The 16722-nt window shown below is 56.1% G+C and carries 16 protein-coding genes; 6 read left to right on the top strand and 10 right to left on the bottom strand.

The annotated features are described in order from the left end of the window. Positions 1-39 precede the first annotated feature (39 nt). Positions 40-267, bottom strand: a complete 228-nt coding sequence (locus SCARR_RS25585) for an OadG family protein (RefSeq protein ID WP_136065180.1) — start codon at positions 265-267, stop codon at positions 40-42. A gap of 134 nt (positions 268-401) precedes the next feature. Between SCARR_RS25585 and SCARR_RS25590 the strand changes: the two genes are divergently transcribed. Together SCARR_RS25590 and SCARR_RS25595 are read left to right on the top strand one after the other, a co-directional pair. Next, positions 402-1136 (top strand): biotin--[acetyl-CoA-carboxylase] ligase, encoded by a 735-nt coding sequence (locus SCARR_RS25590; protein ID WP_136065182.1) that lies wholly within the window; start codon positions 402-404, stop codon positions 1134-1136. Beyond that, complete coding sequence (locus tag SCARR_RS25595) at positions 1133-1579, top strand: 3D domain-containing protein (protein ID WP_136065184.1); 447 nt, start codon at positions 1133-1135, stop codon at positions 1577-1579. Before SCARR_RS25590 ends, SCARR_RS25595 begins: the two co-directional genes overlap by 4 nt. 15 nt (positions 1580-1594) lie before the next feature. Here SCARR_RS25595 and SCARR_RS25600 read toward each other — a convergent pair whose 3' ends face one another. From SCARR_RS25600 to SCARR_RS25640, 9 genes are all read right to left on the bottom strand, one after another. Next, positions 1595-2425, bottom strand: a complete 831-nt coding sequence (locus SCARR_RS25600) for a ParA family protein (protein WP_136065186.1) — start codon at positions 2423-2425, stop codon at positions 1595-1597. A 101-nt stretch (positions 2426-2526) separates the two neighbouring features. Further along, complete coding sequence (locus tag SCARR_RS25605; RefSeq protein WP_136065188.1) at positions 2527-3240, bottom strand: RsmE family RNA methyltransferase; 714 nt, start codon at positions 3238-3240, stop codon at positions 2527-2529. Between the two features lie 65 nt (positions 3241-3305). Next, positions 3306-4478 (bottom strand): molecular chaperone DnaJ, encoded by a 1173-nt coding sequence (gene dnaJ / locus SCARR_RS25610; RefSeq protein ID WP_136065191.1) that lies wholly within the window; start codon positions 4476-4478, stop codon positions 3306-3308. A gap of 3 nt (positions 4479-4481) precedes the next feature. Further along, positions 4482-5087: a nucleotide exchange factor GrpE gene (locus SCARR_RS25615; protein WP_136065193.1), complete on the bottom strand. Its 606-nt coding sequence runs from the start codon at positions 5085-5087 to the stop codon at positions 4482-4484. A 133-nt stretch (positions 5088-5220) separates the two neighbouring features. Beyond that, positions 5221-6627, bottom strand: coding sequence for a glucuronate isomerase (uxaC, locus tag SCARR_RS25620; RefSeq protein ID WP_136065195.1), 1407 nt, complete (start codon positions 6625-6627; stop codon positions 5221-5223). Between the two features lie 28 nt (positions 6628-6655). After that, positions 6656-8062 carry a decarboxylating NADP(+)-dependent phosphogluconate dehydrogenase gene (gene gnd, locus SCARR_RS25625; protein ID WP_136065197.1) on the bottom strand — a complete coding sequence of 469 codons (1407 nt, stop codon included), beginning with the start codon at positions 8060-8062 and terminating at the stop codon, positions 6656-6658. Further along, complete coding sequence (locus tag SCARR_RS25630; protein WP_136065199.1) at positions 8059-9339, bottom strand: lactate racemase domain-containing protein; 1281 nt, start codon at positions 9337-9339, stop codon at positions 8059-8061. The genes gnd (SCARR_RS25625) and SCARR_RS25630 overlap by 4 nt, the downstream gene beginning before the upstream one ends. Before the next feature lie 50 nt (positions 9340-9389). Further along, positions 9390-10865: a decarboxylating NADP(+)-dependent phosphogluconate dehydrogenase gene (gnd, locus tag SCARR_RS25635; protein WP_407984894.1), complete on the bottom strand. Its 1476-nt coding sequence runs from the start codon at positions 10863-10865 to the stop codon at positions 9390-9392. Between the two features lie 44 nt (positions 10866-10909). Continuing rightward, the gene (locus SCARR_RS25640) at positions 10910-11983 is read right to left on the bottom strand and encodes a sugar kinase (RefSeq protein WP_136065203.1); all 1074 of its coding nucleotides are present in this window, start codon (positions 11981-11983) and stop codon (positions 10910-10912) included. A gap of 205 nt (positions 11984-12188) precedes the next feature. Between SCARR_RS25640 and uxuA the strand changes: the two genes are divergently transcribed. The 4 genes from uxuA (at position 12189) to SCARR_RS25660 (ending at position 16712) form a co-directional block, all read left to right on the top strand. Further along, the gene (gene uxuA, locus SCARR_RS25645; protein WP_136065205.1) at positions 12189-13667 is read left to right on the top strand and encodes a mannonate dehydratase; all 1479 of its coding nucleotides are present in this window, start codon (positions 12189-12191) and stop codon (positions 13665-13667) included. Positions 13668-13738: 71 nt separating this feature from the next. After that, positions 13739-13981 (top strand): DUF6868 family protein, encoded by a 243-nt coding sequence (locus tag SCARR_RS25650; protein ID WP_136065207.1) that lies wholly within the window; start codon positions 13739-13741, stop codon positions 13979-13981. Between the two features lie 136 nt (positions 13982-14117). Continuing rightward, a complete protein-coding gene (locus SCARR_RS25655) occupies positions 14118-15437 on the top strand; it encodes a dihydroorotase (protein WP_136065209.1) in 1320 nt (439 codons plus the stop codon). Positions 15438-15485: 48 nt separating this feature from the next. Continuing rightward, positions 15486-16712: an ATP-binding protein gene (locus SCARR_RS25660; RefSeq protein ID WP_187356391.1), complete on the top strand. Its 1227-nt coding sequence runs from the start codon at positions 15486-15488 to the stop codon at positions 16710-16712. Positions 16713-16722 lie beyond the last annotated feature (10 nt).

A 16722-nucleotide genomic window follows, 5' to 3' on the forward strand; every position in this document is an offset into this window, starting at 1 on the left:
GCCACGATATTTCTCCTGGTTTAATTACATAAAATTGATTTAGCCGCGCTTTGCACGGATAGCAGCAAGAGCCACTGCAATTTCTGCGGACGGATCCACAGCCGGAGCCTTTTTGACTGCCGCTGGCTGCTCTTCGGGGAAGAGGTGCGCGAATTTACTGAAGAATGCCGCCGAACCTTTCATGGTCCAGATCATCAGTACGAGGAAGGAAAATACGGTAGCCATACCGATCACCATCAGAACAACGCCTTGCATCAGAAGTTCCATCTTTTCTATCTCCTTTGTTTTGATAAAATGAGCGCCTTGTATAAGGAATTTATGTTTCCATAGCTAGTGAAAAACTGGGTTTTTATTAATGATTTCGGTAATGAAACCCAATCTAAATAAAGGGGTAATGACAAATGCAATTCAAGGTCGACTGGCATGATCGTTTGGGATCCACCAACACCTATATGAAGCAACGCTTTATCCGTGAATCGGACATTCCAAGCGGAAGCATTGTTGCCACGCGCGAACAAACCGCAGGGCGGGGCCGGCAGGAGCGCAAATGGCTCTCTGCTCCCGACACCAACTTGTGCTTTTCCCTCTTTATCGCTACGCCGGCCGAGCTGATGGCCGTGCCCTCCCTAACCATGGCCATTGCAATGGCCGTTTCCGAGATGCTCAACCGCCTCCGCATTCCTGCCGCGCCCAAGTGGCCGAACGACGTGCTGGTGGACGGCAAAAAAATCTGCGGCATCCTCTCCGAGCGCGTTGAAAGCGGAGACTCTTCGGCCACAGGAATCATTGTCGGCATCGGCCTCAACGTGAACATGTCGTCCGTTGAAGCGGAAGCCATCGACCGCCCCGCCACATCGATGCTGATAGTAAGCAGCCAGGCGCACGATCTTTGCCGAACTCTGGAAAGTCTTTTTCAACCTCTGGAGCATTGGATTGAAGAATGGAAACAAGGGGGGTTCCCACGCCTGCGGGAAAGCTGGACCCAACAGGCCGGCCCGATAGGAAAACGGCTGACCGTACATGACGGCGACGTTATAAAGAGCGGCACACTCGCCGGCTTCGGCGATCACGGCGAACTGCTGCTCAATACCGAGAACGGAGTTGAAACCATTTGGTCGGGAGATGTTTCTGCATGAAAAACACAGCTCTATTCATCATATTGGCGGCGTTGCTGAGCGGATGTGCAACGGGGCGGCGGTACCGCGTGCCGGGCAACCAGAAGCCGGAAATCGTCAACATTGAAACCACCGGCTACTGCAAATGCGGCAAATGCTGCGGCTGGAAGCGCAACTGGAAATTCCAACCGGTAGTCGCCTACGGGCCGGCCAAAGGAAAGCCCAAGGCTGTAGGCATCACCGCATCGGGCACGCACGCAGACTGGGGCACGATCGCCGCCGACACGCGCTACTACCCCTTTGGAACCATCATGGAAGTCCCCGGCTATGGCTGGGGCCGCGTCGAAGACATCGGCGGAGGCATCAAGGGCATGCACATTGACCTCTACTTCCCCTCCCACAGCCAAGCTCTCGAATGGGGTCGCGAATGGAAAAAGGTCAAGATTTGGAAGCCGAAGAAATAGCCTCGGAACTGCGGTTTATTCCGCAGCCGTAATGCTCGAGACCGTCGGCAGGGCCTCAGCGGACGGCTCAGCATCCGGTTTCCGACGTTTGATGAACTCTTTGGCCAGATTGCGGTAGGCCGCCGCGCCAACGCAGTGCGGATCGTAATCCGTGACCGGTTTGCCGTAGCTCGGCGCCTCGCTCAAACGGACATTGCGCGGAATGAGCGTTTCAAAAACGCGGTCGCCAAAGTGCTTCACCACTTCCTGCACAACCTGTTGCGAAAGATTCGTGCTCACGTTGTACATCGTCATGAGGATGCCGCTGATGTGCAGTTTCGGATTTCCGGCATCGCGGATCTGGTTGACAATGTCCACCATCACCCCGAGGCCTTCGAGCGCAAGATATTCGCACTGAAGCGGAATAATCACTTCATCGGCAATATTCAGCGCGTTCATAAAGAGGATGCCCAGCGAAGGCGGGCAGTCGAGAATGATATAGTCATAGACATCGCTCTCAATCACCGGAGCGATAGCCAGCTTTAAGCGCTGGAGGTAGTCGTCCATCCGCGCAATCGCAATCTCCGCACCGGCCAAATCGAGCTCGGACGGAATAATGTCGAGATTCTTGATGCCGGTCTCCTTGATGAGGGTGGAGCAATCCGTTTCCCCCAGCAGCGCCGGAAAGACGCTGGCGCCAAAACCCTTTTCCAACCCCAGACCGCTGGTGGCGTTGGCCTGAGGATCGAGATCGATCAACAACACCTTCTTGCGCTTTTCCGCCAGACAGGCCGAAAAATTGATGGCGGTGGTGGTCTTTCCCACCCCGCCCTTCTGGTTTGCCAAAGCAACAACGGTAGTTTTCATAATCAATACTCTTCCTTAGCCACGGATCAATACGAATGAACACAGAGTGTAAGCGTCGCAAACCCAAAAACCGGCAATCAAAATTCTAAAATCGGAAATGCCTAAAGTAGCTCATAGGCCAGAACGCTTAAACCATAAATTGCCGCGGTTTCAGTCCGCAGGATGCGGTCGCCGAACGAAACCGGCACCGCGCCGGCCAGAACAGCGGCCTCAACCTCTTCCTCTGAAAAATCGCCCTCGGGGCCAATCAGCATCGCAACCTTCGATTTTCCTGCCTTTGGGACCTCGCGGAACGGCTTCGTGCCTTCATAAAGAGAACCAATCAAAACGAGGTCATAGCTTCCAAGGGATGAAAGAACGGCATCGAACTTTTCCAAGGGTTGGAGAACCGGCAGCCAGCGCACTTCGCACTGCTGCGCGGCATTGAGCACAATCTTGCTCCAGCGCTCCTGCTTCTTCGGGTTCGGCTTAAACTCAGTATGCTGCGAGAGCACCGGCCGAATCGTTGTTGCGCCCAGCTCAACGGCCTTCTGCAAAACCAGCTCCCAACGCTCGGGTTTGGGCACCGCTTGGATCAGATCAATCTCAACCGACGGAGCCGGCTCTTGCCAGCGTTTGGAGATCCGCGCTTCAACTGCGGTCTTCGAGACCGACTCAATGACCGCGTCGGCCACGCCGCCCTGCCCGTCAAACAGCGTAATTTCCTGTCCCGGCTGAACGCGCAGCACCCGCGCCAGATGATGTGACTCCTCCGAAGAAAGCACCGCAACGCCCTTTTCCAGCTCCGATGCATCAACTAGTGAATTTATACGCATTTAAGGGCAGAATAATTTAGTGGCAGAATAATTCCGGTGCACAGAAAAATCATTCTGCCTATTTCCTAATCGTCAGCTTCGAGCTTGCGTTTGCGCTCGTAGAATTTTTGCGCCCTTTTGTTCATTTTGGCGGTTTCTTCGAAATGGTTGTCGTGCAGCTTATCGCACAGCTCCTGCATCGCCTTCTTTTCCTTGCCGGAAAGGCGGGCAGGCACTTCAATCTTCACCATCACGTTTTGGTCGCCCTTGCCGTGGCCGTGGGCCGCATCAATCACGCCCTGGCCACGCAGGCGGAAAATTTTACCGCTCTCGGTGCCGGCCGGAATCTTAATCTTGGCGCCGCCGTGCAGCGTCGGCGCCTCGATTTCCCCGCCGAGCATCGCGATATTGAATGGAACGGGCACCTCGCAATAAATATCGAGGTCGCTGCGCTTGAAGAAATCGTGATCGCGCACGTGGAACACAATGAACAGATCGCCGGCAGGGCCGCCGCGTGCGCCCGCTTCGCCCTTGCCGGGCAAGCGCTGGCGCGAGCCGGATTCAACCCCGGCCGGAATGCGCAGCTTGATCGTTTTACGTTCCTTAACACTGCCCGCGCCGTTGCATTCGCGACACGGACTGGAGATGATTTCGCCGGCGCCGCCACAGGTCGGACAGGTTTGGGAAAACTGGATAAAGCCACCGCCGGCTGATACCTGGCCACGGCCGCCGCAGGATGGACAAGTGCTCTTGGACGTGCCCGGCTCGGCGCCGCTGCCGGAGCAGCGCCCGCAGGTTTCGGCCACCGGAAGCGTCAACGTACGACGCGAACCCAGCACCGCTTCTTCAAAGTCGACATCAAGATCATAGCGCAGGTCGGAGCCGCGCGCAGGTCCGTTGCTCCGGCGGCGTCCGCCGCCTCCCCCGCCAAACAGGTCGTTAATGTTGAAGCCGCCGCCGAACACCTGTTCAAAGATGTCGGACGCATCGTGGAAGCCGCCGCCGAACCCGCCGCCGAAGCCACCGCCCGGCGCAAATGCCTGATGGCCATACTGGTCATAGCGCGCTTTTTTGTCGGAGTCGCTGAGCACTTCATACGCTTCAGACGCTTCCTTGAAGCTTTCTTCGGCCGCGTTGTCGCCCGGATTGCGGTCGGGATGGTATTTCATGGCCACCTTGCGGTAGGCCTTTTTAATCTGATCGTCCGAGGCACTTCGGTCCACGCCGAGGATTTCGTAGTAGTCGCGTTTATCAGCCATCGATTATTCCCCGCCTTCTATGGCTTCCGCCGGGCCGGAAGAGACAACCACCTGCGCGGCGCGCAGCAGCTTCTCGCCAAACATATAGCCGCGTCGTATCTGGTTCGAGCAGATTTCGGCAGCGAAGTCATCGGACGGCATATGGGTAAGCGCCTCGTGCTTGTGGGGGTCGAATTCTTCGCCCACGGCTTCAATCGGCTTGAGGTTAAACTTGGTCAGCACGCTTTGGAACTGGTCGAACACCAGTTTAAATCCATCCAGCACCGCTGGGTCGGGGTTATGCTGCTCCGCGTTCTGGAGCCCCATTTCATAATGGTCGAGCACCGGAAGGATTTCGAGGAGCAGATCCTCGTTGGCGCGCTGATAGAGTTCAACGCGCTCGCGCTGGGTACGGTTGCGAAAATTGGCAAAGTCGGCCTGCAGGCGCACAAACTGGTCGCGCAACGACTCGTCTTCTTCCTCTTTCTCCACCGCAGGAACCTCATCCTCTTCAATGATTTCGGTATCCAGAAGCTCTTCAACCTCCGTCGCCTCTTTATCGGCCTGCTCTTCCTCAGCCAGTACGGCGTTTTCCTTCAAATCCTTGTCGTCGGTTTTCTTCTTGCCCATAATCAAAATCCTTTTATTTCCAAAGGCTGGAAAAATACGCGAAACCGCCCCAGTGTCAATAGGTCAATGCAAGGCAATCGGCCCCGAATAAAATACGAGCGGCCGGTTTTAAGACGTTCGCGAGAAAAGCGGCCTACAGTTCGATGCCGAAATATTCGACGGCATTGTTGTAGCAAATGTTTTCAACCATCTGGCCGAGCAGCTCCATATCAGCCGGAATTTCGCCGTTTTCGACATCATTGCCGATCAGATTGCAAAGGATGCGTCGGAAATATTCATGCCGCGGATACGAGAGGAAACTGCGCGAGTCGGTCAGCATGCCGACAAAGCGGCTGAGCAGGCCGAGGTTCGACAGCGCATTCATCTGCTTTTCCATCCCGTCCTTCTGGTCGAGGAACCACCAGCCCGAGCCAAACTGCATCTTGCCGGCGTACGAGCCGTCCTGATAGTTTCCGATCATCGTAGCAAACAGCTCGTTGTCGCCCGGATTAATATTGTAGAGGATGGTTTTCGTCAGCTGATTCGAGGAATCGAGCCGGTCGAGCAGCCGAATCATTCCCGGCCCTTGGCGATAGTCGGCAATCGAGTCAAACCCGGTATCCGGCCCCAACGCCTTGAACAACCGGCTGTTGTTGTTGCGGAACACGCCAACGTGAAACTGCTGCGCCCATCCACGGGTGTGGTTTAGCTTGCCGACAATATAAAGAGACGCCGCCAAATAAGCGTCAGCCTCTTCCTTTGTCGGTTCCCCGCCCCGCATCACTTTGCAGAAAATAGCATCCAATGTAGCCGAGTCCGCTTCCGCATCCGGAACATACGCCACGCCATGGTCCGACAAGCGGCATCCGACGGAGTGGAAATATTCATGGCGCAGATCAACCGCTTCCATCAGCGTAGCAAAATCAACAATCTCAACGCCGGAAGCCTCCGATAGCTGTTTTACATATCTTTTATACGCTTTCGGGTCGGAGATATTCATCGCCTTGTCCGGACGAAAGGCCGGAAGCACTTTGATTTCAAACCCTTCATCTTGAAGCTGCTTGTGCCAGCGCAGGTCGTCGACGGGATCGTCGGTGGTGCAGACCAACTTGACGTTCATCTTGCGCATTAGGTTGCGCGCGGAAAATTCCGGAGTGCGCAGCTTGGCCGTGCATTCCTCGTAGATTTCGTCGGCGGTCGCAGGGCTCAGCAGCGTGTCGATATCGAAGTAGCGCTGCAACTCCAAATGCGTCCAGTGGTAAAGCGGATTGCGCAGCGTTTGCGGCACCGTCTCCGCCCACTTCTGAAACTTGTCGCGCCAGGAAGCATCGCCGGTGCAGTATTTTTCTTCAATGCCGTTGGTGCGCATGCCGCGCCATTTGTAGTGGTCGCCGCCCAGCCAGCACTCGCCGATGTTGTCGTACTGCTTGTCCTCCGCAACCTCCTGCGCGGACAGGTGGCAGTGGTAGTCGTAGATCGGCATGTGCGCCGCATGTTCATGATACAGCTTGATCGCGGTTTTCGTCTGCAGCAGAAAATCTGCGTCCATAAATTTTTTCATTGTTCGTACTCCGTATTGCGTATTAATTCTAGAACCACTGGGTGTGAAAAAACTCACCGCGCGGCTGATCGATCCGTTCATAGGTGTGTGCGCCGAAATAGTCGCGCTGCGCCTGCAGCAGGTTGGCCGAGCCACGCGCGGTGCGGAAGCCATCGTAGTACGACAACGCCGAGCTCATCGCCGGAGAGGCAATGCCCGCGCGGGTCATGCAGGCGACGGCATTGCGCCAATGCACTTGCGCCTCACCGACCGCCTCCGCAACGAGCGGGTCGAGCAGCAGGTTCGACAAATCAGGGCTGCGCTGGAACGCCTCCTTGATGGTGCGCAGCAGCACGGAGCGAATAATGCATCCGCCGCGCCACAACTGAGCCAGCCGGGCAAGATCTAGATTCCAACCCTGCTCCTTGGAAACCTGCTGAATGAGTTGAAAACCCTGCGCGTAAGAAATAATCTTCGAGCCGTACAGCGCCTGCTTTATCTCTTCCACAAAATCTTCCTGATCCACATCGATGCCCATCTTTGGACCGGCCAACCATTTGGCAGCTTCTTCGCGGTCCGACTTCAGTGCGGAAAGACAACGTGCAAACACGGCCTCGCCGATCAGCGGCAACGGTTCCCCGGCATCCAGCGCAGCCATCAGCGTCCACTTACCGGTGCCTTTTTGTCCGGCAGCGTCAAGAATCATGTCCACCGTCTGTTCGCCGTCTTCGGTTTCGAAGGCCAAAATATCGCGGGTGATTTCGATCAGATAGGAATCAAGCTTGCCGTTGTTCCAGCGACCGAAAACCTCCGACATCGCAATGTTCGACATACTGAGACCGTCGCGCATTACCTGATAGGTTTCGCAGATCATCTGCATGTCGCCGTATTCAATGCCGTTGTGCACCATCTTCACAAAATGGCCGGAACCGCCGATTCCGACCCAGTCGACGCACGCTACGCCCTCGGGCGTGCGAGCCGCAATCGCCTCGAAGATGGGCTTGATCAATTCCCACGCGCCCGCCGAACCGCCGGGCATCATGGCAGGACCGTTAAGCGCGCCCTCTTCACCGCCGGAGACGCCGCACCCCACAAACAGCAAACCCTGCTCCTCGCAAAAACCAATGCGCCGCTCGGTGTCTTCCCACTGCGAGTTGCCGCCGTCAATCACCACATCGCCGGGTTGCAGCAGCGGAGCGAGCTCGCCCAGCACCGAATCCACCGGCGAGCCGGCCTTGATCATGATCATGATCTTGCGCGGGCGCTCAATCGACTCAACAAAAGCCTTCAGGCTGTCCGCATGGAAAAAGCCTTCGGTATATTCGGAGGCAAATCCTTTGCGGAACGACTCGTCCCAATCGTAGCACGACACGGTAAAGCCCTTAGACACCATGTTGCGGGCGAGGTTCGACCCCATCACTCCGAGACCGATCATTCCTATGTTTGCGTTGCTCATTTAAATTTTTCCTTGTACGCCCAGAGGCCGAGCGCGGGATTGCTGATGTAGAAAATCTCTTCACCGTCGGGCATCGTGTTGAAGCCATCTTTAAGCTCTTCGGGGTTATAAATTGCCGCCATTTCTTCATACGGAGCGGCCTCAAAACCGACGGAGCGGACTTCGTCGAGCGTGATGCCGTCGCCGGGGCAATAGGTGATTTTGAAGCGGCCCTCGGACGAGCCGTGGATCAGATGCGCCGCCGCGCCGAGGTTGCTGCGCAGCTCTTCGTCTTCCTCAACGTACTTGAGCGTAGCCGGCGTTCCGCAATAACCAAACTTGCGGATGAGCTTATCAATCGTTGGGTCTTCGCCGAACTCTTTCAACGCCGGGGCCAGCACGACCAGCTCGCCGTCGTCGGCTATCGCCATGCGGGTGCGGTAAACCGACTTGTTGCCCAGCCACGTGCTCTGGAATTCGTGCGGATCGAGATAGACGACCACCTTCTTCGGCTCGCGGTCGAGCAGAATAATGTTTACCGCGCGCGCCAGCTCGCAGGCCTCTTCGAAAACGGAAACGTCCTCGCCGGCATAAAAGCCGCGCATGTGCATTTCGCGGGTGTCGTAGTCCTGCTCCATCACCGTCAGCATGTAGGTAATCGGCAAATCGCTCAGATAGGTTTCGACCGCATGGTTAAACAACCGGCGCACGGGCGAGTCGGTTTGCCCGAGAATGTTTTCAATGCCCGCCACCGCTCCGAGAAAGTGCGACTTGTTGATGATGTCCGAACCGCCGGCACCGACGACAATATTCTTGGTGTAGTTGGCCATCCCGACCACTTCGTGCGGCACCACCTGGCCAATGGAGAGGATCAGGTCGTAGCCGTCGAACAGCATTTGGTTAACTTCGACGCCAACGGTGTAGTCGACTTTACCACATGAAAGTTCGGAGAGCATTTCGCCGTCGATCAATCCTTTCTGGACCACCTCGTTGCGCCAGTCGTGCACCTTGAAGGCGTCGAGCGGAATCGCATCGCCAAACATCATGCGCAGCTGCGCTTCCGTCATCGGATTATGCGTTCCAAGGGTTGGAAGAATATCAACCTGCACGCCCTCGCCCACAAGCTTTTCGTAGACCATCGCCGTAATCGGCCCGGCCATTGAATTCAGGCGGGTGTGGTCGGGCGGAAGGATCAGAACCTTCTTCAGCTCCCCCGCCTTATCCAAGCACTCAAAAACCAGCTCCCGAAGCTCGGTTTCGGAAATGGAGGTGTTTTCTCCAAAACGACTAATCATCATTTTTCTCCGACGGATCGGTCAGATCAGACCGATCCGTCTGGTTAGCATGATCAAACAATGTAGGTAGAAGCAGCGGTGTCGCCGCCGCGGCCGGTCCAGTTGGTGTGGAAGAATTCGCCGCGGGGCTTATCCAGCCGTTCGTAGGTGTGCGCGCCGAAATAGTCGCGCTGCGCCTGCAGCAGGTTGGCCGGAAGGCGGGCGGAGCGGTAGCCGTCGAAGTAGGTCAGCGCAGCGCCGATCGCCGGCATCGGAATTCCCAGTTCGACCGACTTGATGATTACGCGGCGCCAGGATGCCTGTGCTGTTTCGATCGCATCTTTAAAGAAGGGGTCGAGCAACAGGTTTACGAGATCAGGATCGGTATCAAACGCTTGTTTGATATTCCCCAGAAAGGCTGACCGGATGATGCAGCCACCGCGCCACATCAAGGCAATTTCGCCGTTGTTCAGCTTCCAGCCGTGCTCTTCGGCGGCGGCGCGCATGAGCTGATAGCCCTGTGCATAAGACACAATCTTGGAGGCATAGAGCGCCTGCTTGAGATCGTCAACCAGCGCGGCCTTGTCGCCATCGAACTTAACAGAGGGTCCGCTCAACACTTTCGAGGCAGCAACGCGCTCATCCTTCAGCGCGGAAAGGCAGCGGGCAAATACGGCCTCGCCGATCAGCGTGAGCGGCTGCCCGCAATCGAGCGCGGAAACCGCGGTCCATTTTCCGGTGCCCTTTTGGCCAGCCGTATCGAGAATCTGATCAATGACCGCTTCGCCGGCTTCGGTTTTGTAGCCGAGAATGTCGCGGGTGATTTCGACCAGATAGGAATCGAGCTCGCTCGCGTTCCAGACGGTAAATACCTCGTGCATCTCCTCGTTGGAGAGGCCGAGGCCTTCCTTCATCATTTGGTAGATTTCGCAGATCATCTGCATGTCGCCATATTCAATGCCGTTGTGGACCATCTTCACGAAATGGCCGGCGCCGTCGCTGCCGACCCACTCGCAACAGGGCTCGCCGGCTTCGGTCTGGGCGGAAATTTTCTGAAAGATCGGCTTCACGGCCGGCCATGCGGCCGGCGAGCCGCCGGGCATGATCGACGGACCGAGCAGCGCGCCCTCTTCGCCGCCGGAGACGCCGGTGCCGATGTAGAGCAGGCCTTTGCTTTCGACATATTCGGCGCGGCGGATCGTGTCGGGATAGTGGCTGTTGCCTCCGTCAATGATGATGTCGCCCTCTTCGAGGAATGGGATGACCTTTTCGATAAAGTCATCGACGGCCTGGCCGGCCTTGACGAGCATCATCACCTTGCGCGGACGCTCCAGGCTGGCGCAGAGTTCTTCGATGCTGTGGCATCCGATAAAGTTTTTGCCTGCGCCGCGGCCGGACACAAACTTGTCGACCTTTTCCACCGTGCGGTTGAAAACCGCCACAGTGAAGCCCTTGCTTTCCATGTTCAGGACGAGGTTTTCGCCCATTACTGCCAATCCGATCAATCCAATATCTGCTTTCATGATTCTCTCCTTATAATTGGGCGACATGCATATCGCCCCTATCCGTTGTGCGAGCGACATGCGTGTCGCCCCTACCGTTTCACTCGTGCGTTACCTTCCCAAATGCTCCAAAGCTGATCTTCGTCTGCGGGCTGCGCATAGTCGGTCAGCATCGTGGCCGCCAACGCGCCGCTGGCCCAACCAAACCGCGCGCACTTTTGCACGTCCCAGCCCTTTAGAATGCCATAGAGCAAGCCGCCGACAAAGCCGTCGCCGCCGCCGATGCGGTCGAGCACGCCGATTTCGCGCGGCTTGATGATCTCCCAATCGGTTCCGTCGGTCACCAGCGCGCCCCACATATGGCAGTTTGCCGAAACAACCTCCCGCAGCGTTGTGCCGAAGTAGGTTGCATTGGGATAAGCCGCCTGAACCCGGCCGATCATCTCTTTGAAGCCATCAATTTTTTCATCCAACCCCTTGCCGCCAGACTCCGGGCCTTCGATGCCGAGGCAGAGCTGGAAATCCTCTTCGTTGCCGATCAGGATGTCGCTGAGGGAAGCGATTTCGGCAAAGGCGTTGGCCAACTCGTCTTCCCGGCCCTTCCAAAAGCTGGCCCGGTGATTGAGGTCGAACGAGATTCGTGAACCGTTTTTCTTAGCGACACGGGCAATATCCAGGCAGAATTGGCAGGTTTTGGGCGACAGCGCCGCGATGAGCCCCGAAAGGTGTACAATTTCGACGCCTTCTTTTGCAAAAATCCGATCCAGGTCGAAATCATCCACACACAGTTCACGGCCAACCTCGCCGGCCCGATCGTTTTGCACGCGCGGCCCGCGGGAACCCCAGCCGCTGTCGGCCATGTTGATCTGGTGGCGGAAGCCCCACGGATCGCCCTGCTCAAACTCAGGGCCCTCGAAGTCCATCCGACGGCTTCCGAGGTTATCCTTGATAAAGTGCGAAACCGGGCTGTCTTTGACAAATGCGGTCAGTACCTTAACCGGCAACCCCAGGTATGAGGAAACGCTAGCCACATTGCTTTCCGCGCTGCTGGCCATCATTTTAAACGTGTCGCTGCAATGAAAAGGCTGCGAATCTACCGGGGTTAGACGCACTCCCATGCTGGTTGGCACAAGCAGGGCATACTTTTTCGATGCTGTTTCAGTCATTTTATTCTCCTCCAGAGGTTTATCGATAATCAACAGGTTATTAACAGCCTTTTCACTGCTTGTGAACGACTTCTTTAACTCGCAGGCCAAACCAACTCCTCAATGGTTTGAGAAAACGCTTTTACCGCATTTTAAGCAAGAAAAAACATTGCTTTTCAACAACTGCCCCCCGATATTGCCGCCGTTTTAACCAATAGGGCGAAATATGAGCGAAATCTTTAATCAAAACTGGAATCGGGAACGCGTCAGGGCCGGCATGCGCTGGTTTGGCCCAGAAGATGAGGTAACCATACGGAATATCCAGCAAACACCGGGCGTAACGAACATTGTTACGGCGCTTCACCACATTCCTGCCGGCGAAATCTGGACGGAAAGCGAGGTGGCCAAGCGCAAGATCGAGGTCGAGTTCCGGTCCCATTCCGATGCTCCGGCTGACCTCGAAGGCATGAAGCTTTACCAGTGGCACCAAATCCACGCCGAGCGCACCGGCCTCGTTTGGGACACCGCCGAAAGTTTGGTTTTTACCGAGGATATTAAAAACGGCAGCCCCGACCGCGAAAAGCACATCCGCAACTACAAGCAGAGCCTGCAAAACCTAGGCCGGTTTGGCATCATCAACGTGGTCGGCAATTTTATGCTGGTGGCCGACTGGACGCGCACAAGCATCACCGCCCTGCCCGACGGCTCCAAAACGCTGAAATACATCCATCCCGCCTTCGCCGCCTTCGACATCTATCTGCTGAAGCGCCACGACAACGAACAGGACTACGTCGACGACGATTCGTTCACCGCCGCGGAGGTCGAAGAAGCGCGCCAATACTGGAACCAATACCTAGCCAACGACACCGAACGCCAGCAGCAGCTGATCAACATGATCACTGCCGGTCTTCCCGGTGCACAGGAAGGGTTTACGCTCGACGACTTCCGCGCCGCGGTGTCCAAATACGAAGGCATGTCGGTCGAAGTGCTGCAGGACCACATTGCCTACTTCCTCGACACCGTCGTTCCAGTCGCCAATGCCTGCGGAGTGCGCCTTTGCTGCCATGCCGACGATCCCGCGTTCTCGCCTTTCCCCGGCACCCCGCGCGCCGTCGGCGGCTCGGCGGGCTACAAATTCCTGCTCGACCACGGCTGCGGCGTAAACATGTGCATCGGCTCGCTGATGGCTAACGAAAGCAACCGCGACATCACTGCCGTCATCCGCGAAATCGCCGAATATGGGGAAATGAAGGGGATGTCGATGGAGGATATCTTCCCGCACATCCACCTGCGCCCCATCGAGACCGACGGCAAAAACTTTCGCGAAGGCCACCATGCCGAACACCGCGAAGAGCTGGCCAAAGTGGTGCACACGCTGGTTGATCTCGGCTGGCAGGGCGTGTTCCGCCCCGACCACGCGCCGGCCTCCGACCACGGCTTCGGCCGCCCGGGCTACGACGTGATCGGCCGAGGCTACGGCGCGCAGCTCTTGCTCGGCCTCTTCGAAATGGCCGAGATTGTCAAGGCCACCCGCGCCAAGGCGGTCAAAGCCGCCATCAAAGCGAGCAAAGGCGACATGACCCTGAAAGACAAAGCTATCAAAGCCGCGCGCAAAGCCGAGGCCAAGCAGATCGGCAAAAAAATCGCCTTTATCAAGGTTCCGTTCGTCTTTGGCGAACAAGGAGTCTGCGCCAGCTTGGACTGATCTCGGAGCTTGCCACAAACCCTGAACAGCGCGACACTTCCGGCGTAGAAAGCAACACAAGGAGGTGCTCCATGAACGTGGTAATGCTTAAAGAATTCTTCGGTTGGATGACCGTGATCAACCTCGGACTATTCATTTTTTCAGCCGTTATGTGCATGTTTGCACGCGGCATGATCCAACGCACGCACGGCAAATTGTTCTGTTTGAGCGATGAGGCGATCAACGCATTCGTCTACGGCTATATTGGCATCTACAAGATACTCTTCATCGTCTTTAACCTGGTTCCGTGGCTCGCGCTCGTGATCATGAGCTAGCGGCTCAGAAGAAGTGTTGGCAAAATAATTTAGCGGCAGAACCATTTTCTAAACAGGCAGGAACTGAAAATTATTCTGCCGCTAAATTATTCTGCCTATCCTTGCGCCGGTCGTTCTGCTTGCATAGATTGCCCGCATGCAAACGATACTGATCACCAACGCCAATCTCGTAAACGAAGGTTCTTCCCGCCCCGCCGATGTATTTATCAAGAACGGACGGATCGAAAAGGTGGCCTCCAGCCTGACCAACCAAGCGGCCGACACGGTCATCGATGCCATGGGCAAAGCGCTGCTACCGGGCATGATCGACTGCCACGTGCACTGCCGCGATCCGGGACTGGAAGCCAAGGCCGACCTGCATTCCGAAACGCGCGCGGCCGTCGCCGGTGGCGTCACCTCCATCATGGAGATGCCCAACACCAAGCCGGCCGCCATCACCAACGCCGTGCTCGAAGACAAGTTTGCATTGGCCGCCACCAAGTGCGTCGCCAACTATTCCTTCCACCTCGGCGCTTCCAATTCCAACATGGATGAGCTGCTGGCAATGGATCCAAAAACCGTCTGCGGCGTGAAGCTTTTCATGGGCGCCTCAACCGGCGGCCTGCTCGTCGACCGCGCGCAGCAGCTGGAAGATATTTTTAGCCAGGTCAAGGTTCCGATTTCTCTCCATTGCGAAGACACCAACACAATTCGCAAAAACGAAAAAGACGCCCGCGAAAAATATGGAGAGGCCATTCCCTTTTCCGAGCATTGGAAAATCCGCTCCGAGGAAGCGTGCTACCGCTCCACCGCCCTCGCCGTCGAACTGGCCACTAAATACAATTCGCAGATCCACGTCCTGCACCTGACCACCGCCAAGGAACTCGGGCTGTTCAAGGCGGGACCAGTCGAAGGAAAGAAAATCACCGGCGAAGCCTGCCCGCATATGCTCTGGTTTTCGTCCGACGACTACGACCGCAAAGGCGCGCTGATCAAATGCAATCCCTCGATCAAAACCCCGGCCGACCGCAGCGCGCTGCGCGAAGCGGTGAAAAGCGGGCTGATCGATACCATCGGCACCGACCATGCCCCGCACCTTTGGGAAGAAAAGCAAAACCCATACGGCTCCGCCCCCTCCGGCCTGCCGCTCATCCAAAGCGCTATGCCCACGGCCGTGGAACTGTTCCCGCTCGAAATGGTCGCCGAAAAAACGGCACACAATCCGGCGCGTATTTTCCAATGTCTGGAACGCGGCTTTATCCGCGAAGGCTACTGGGCCGACCTCACCCTGATTGACACCGAAACCCCGCACACGGTTTCCAAGGACAACATTCTCTACAAATGCGGCTGGTCGCCTTTCGAAGGCGTCACCTTCAAATCCTCCATCGCCGCCACGCTCGTCAACGGGCAGCTCGCCTACATCGATGGCCAAGTCAACGACGCCGTCCGCGGGCAGCGCCTATTGTTTGACCGATAAACCCACCCAGAACAAACATGTAACATGTCTTTATAGAAGGCATTTTACATGGTTATATACTCGACATGGCAAGCGAACCGGAATATTAATTCGCTCATGGCTCAGTATATCCAACGTTATTTGGAGCAGGATTTAAAACAAGGATTGTCGCAATTTCCGGTCGTCGCCATTCTGGGCTCACGGCAATGCGGAAAATCGACTCTTGCGAAAAAAGTAATCCAGGATCTCGGAAAGTCTGTTTATCTGGACCTGGAGGTCGTTTCTGATCTGAGCAAACTCAACGACCCCGAAGCCTTTCTGCGAGCCAATCAGGACAAACTGGTCTGTCTGGATGAAATCCAACGCATACCTGAAATCTTTCCCTTGATCCGCGGGCTGACTGATATCACTCGCCGGTCTGGACAAATACTGGTTCTAGGATCAGCCTCGCCAGAACTCCTTCGCCAGACTTCGGAATCGCTCGCGGGGCGTATTAATTTCATCGACCTGACCCCGTTTCTCATCTCGGAACTTCCGGAAAATTCCCTTCGTCAACATTGGCTCAGAGGGGGCTACCCAGACAGCTTCCTTGCTCCATCCGATGCGGTGAGTTGGCGGTGGCGCGGGAATATGATCAGAACCTATCTAGAGCAGGACGTTCCCAATTTCGGTTTCACTATATCAACTCAAACCCTGCAACACCTTTGGATGATGTTGGCCCATACGAGCGGACAATTGCTCAATACCGCCAAACTCGCCGACTCGCTTGGCGTTTCACGCACCACGATCACATTCTACATCGATATTCTGGAGAAGACCTACATGGTTAGAGTTCTCAGGCCACTATTCACAAACCTGAAAAAACGGTTGGTTAAAAGCCCCAAAGTATATCTCCGCGATACCGGCCTTATGCATCATTTACTGAACATAGAAGACCAAAACACCCTGCTGGGTCACCCATCATACGGAGGCTCATGGGAAACCTACGCACTGGAACAGATTTGCTCAACTCTGGGCTACTCATGGAAGCCAGCGTTCTACCGTACCTCAAATGGTGCCGAAATTGATCTGGTGCTCGAAAAAGGAATGCGGCGGATCGCCGTCGAATTCAAGGCCTCCACCGCACCGAAAGCCACACGGGGGCTCCATCACGCCATGCAGGATCTCGACATTACCGAAGCCTACCTCGTTGCGCCGCTCCCCGAAGAAACCACCTACCCCTACCGCGAAGGCGTCACCGTCACCACCGTCGTCCAGCTTCCGGCCCTAATCGAGCCCTCTCCACAAAGCGATTGATTTCCGCATT

Origin of the sequence: Pontiella sulfatireligans, assembly GCF_900890705.1 — a bacterium.
GTDB classification, from domain to species: Bacteria; Verrucomicrobiota; Kiritimatiellia; order Kiritimatiellales; family Pontiellaceae; genus Pontiella; species Pontiella sulfatireligans.

Coding starts and splice junctions, on each gene's coding strand:
- SCARR_RS25585 (WP_136065180.1), bottom strand. CDS start 267: ATGGAACTTCTGATGCAAGGCGTTGTTCTGATGGTGATCGGTATGGCT.
- SCARR_RS25590 (WP_136065182.1), top strand. CDS start 402: ATGCAATTCAAGGTCGACTGGCATGATCGTTTGGGATCCACCAACACC.
- SCARR_RS25595 (WP_136065184.1), top strand. CDS start 1,133: ATGAAAAACACAGCTCTATTCATCATATTGGCGGCGTTGCTGAGCGGA.
- SCARR_RS25600 (WP_136065186.1), bottom strand. CDS start 2,425: ATGAAAACTACCGTTGTTGCTTTGGCAAACCAGAAGGGCGGGGTGGGA.
- SCARR_RS25605 (WP_136065188.1), bottom strand. CDS start 3,240: ATGCGTATAAATTCACTAGTTGATGCATCGGAGCTGGAAAAGGGCGTT.
- dnaJ (WP_136065191.1), bottom strand. CDS start 4,478: ATGGCTGATAAACGCGACTACTACGAAATCCTCGGCGTGGACCGAAGT.
- SCARR_RS25615 (WP_136065193.1), bottom strand. CDS start 5,087: ATGGGCAAGAAGAAAACCGACGACAAGGATTTGAAGGAAAACGCCGTA.
- uxaC (WP_136065195.1), bottom strand. CDS start 6,627: ATGAAAAAATTTATGGACGCAGATTTTCTGCTGCAGACGAAAACCGCG.
- gnd (WP_136065197.1), bottom strand. CDS start 8,062: ATGAGCAACGCAAACATAGGAATGATCGGTCTCGGAGTGATGGGGTCG.
- SCARR_RS25630 (WP_136065199.1), bottom strand. CDS start 9,339: ATGATGATTAGTCGTTTTGGAGAAAACACCTCCATTTCCGAAACCGAG.
- gnd (WP_407984894.1), bottom strand. CDS start 10,865: ATGTCGCCCAATTATAAGGAGAGAATCATGAAAGCAGATATTGGATTG.
- SCARR_RS25640 (WP_136065203.1), bottom strand. CDS start 11,983: ATGACTGAAACAGCATCGAAAAAGTATGCCCTGCTTGTGCCAACCAGC.
- uxuA (WP_136065205.1), top strand. CDS start 12,189: ATGAGCGAAATCTTTAATCAAAACTGGAATCGGGAACGCGTCAGGGCC.
- SCARR_RS25650 (WP_136065207.1), top strand. CDS start 13,739: ATGAACGTGGTAATGCTTAAAGAATTCTTCGGTTGGATGACCGTGATC.
- SCARR_RS25655 (WP_136065209.1), top strand. CDS start 14,118: ATGCAAACGATACTGATCACCAACGCCAATCTCGTAAACGAAGGTTCT.
- SCARR_RS25660 (WP_187356391.1), top strand. CDS start 15,486: ATGGTTATATACTCGACATGGCAAGCGAACCGGAATATTAATTCGCTC.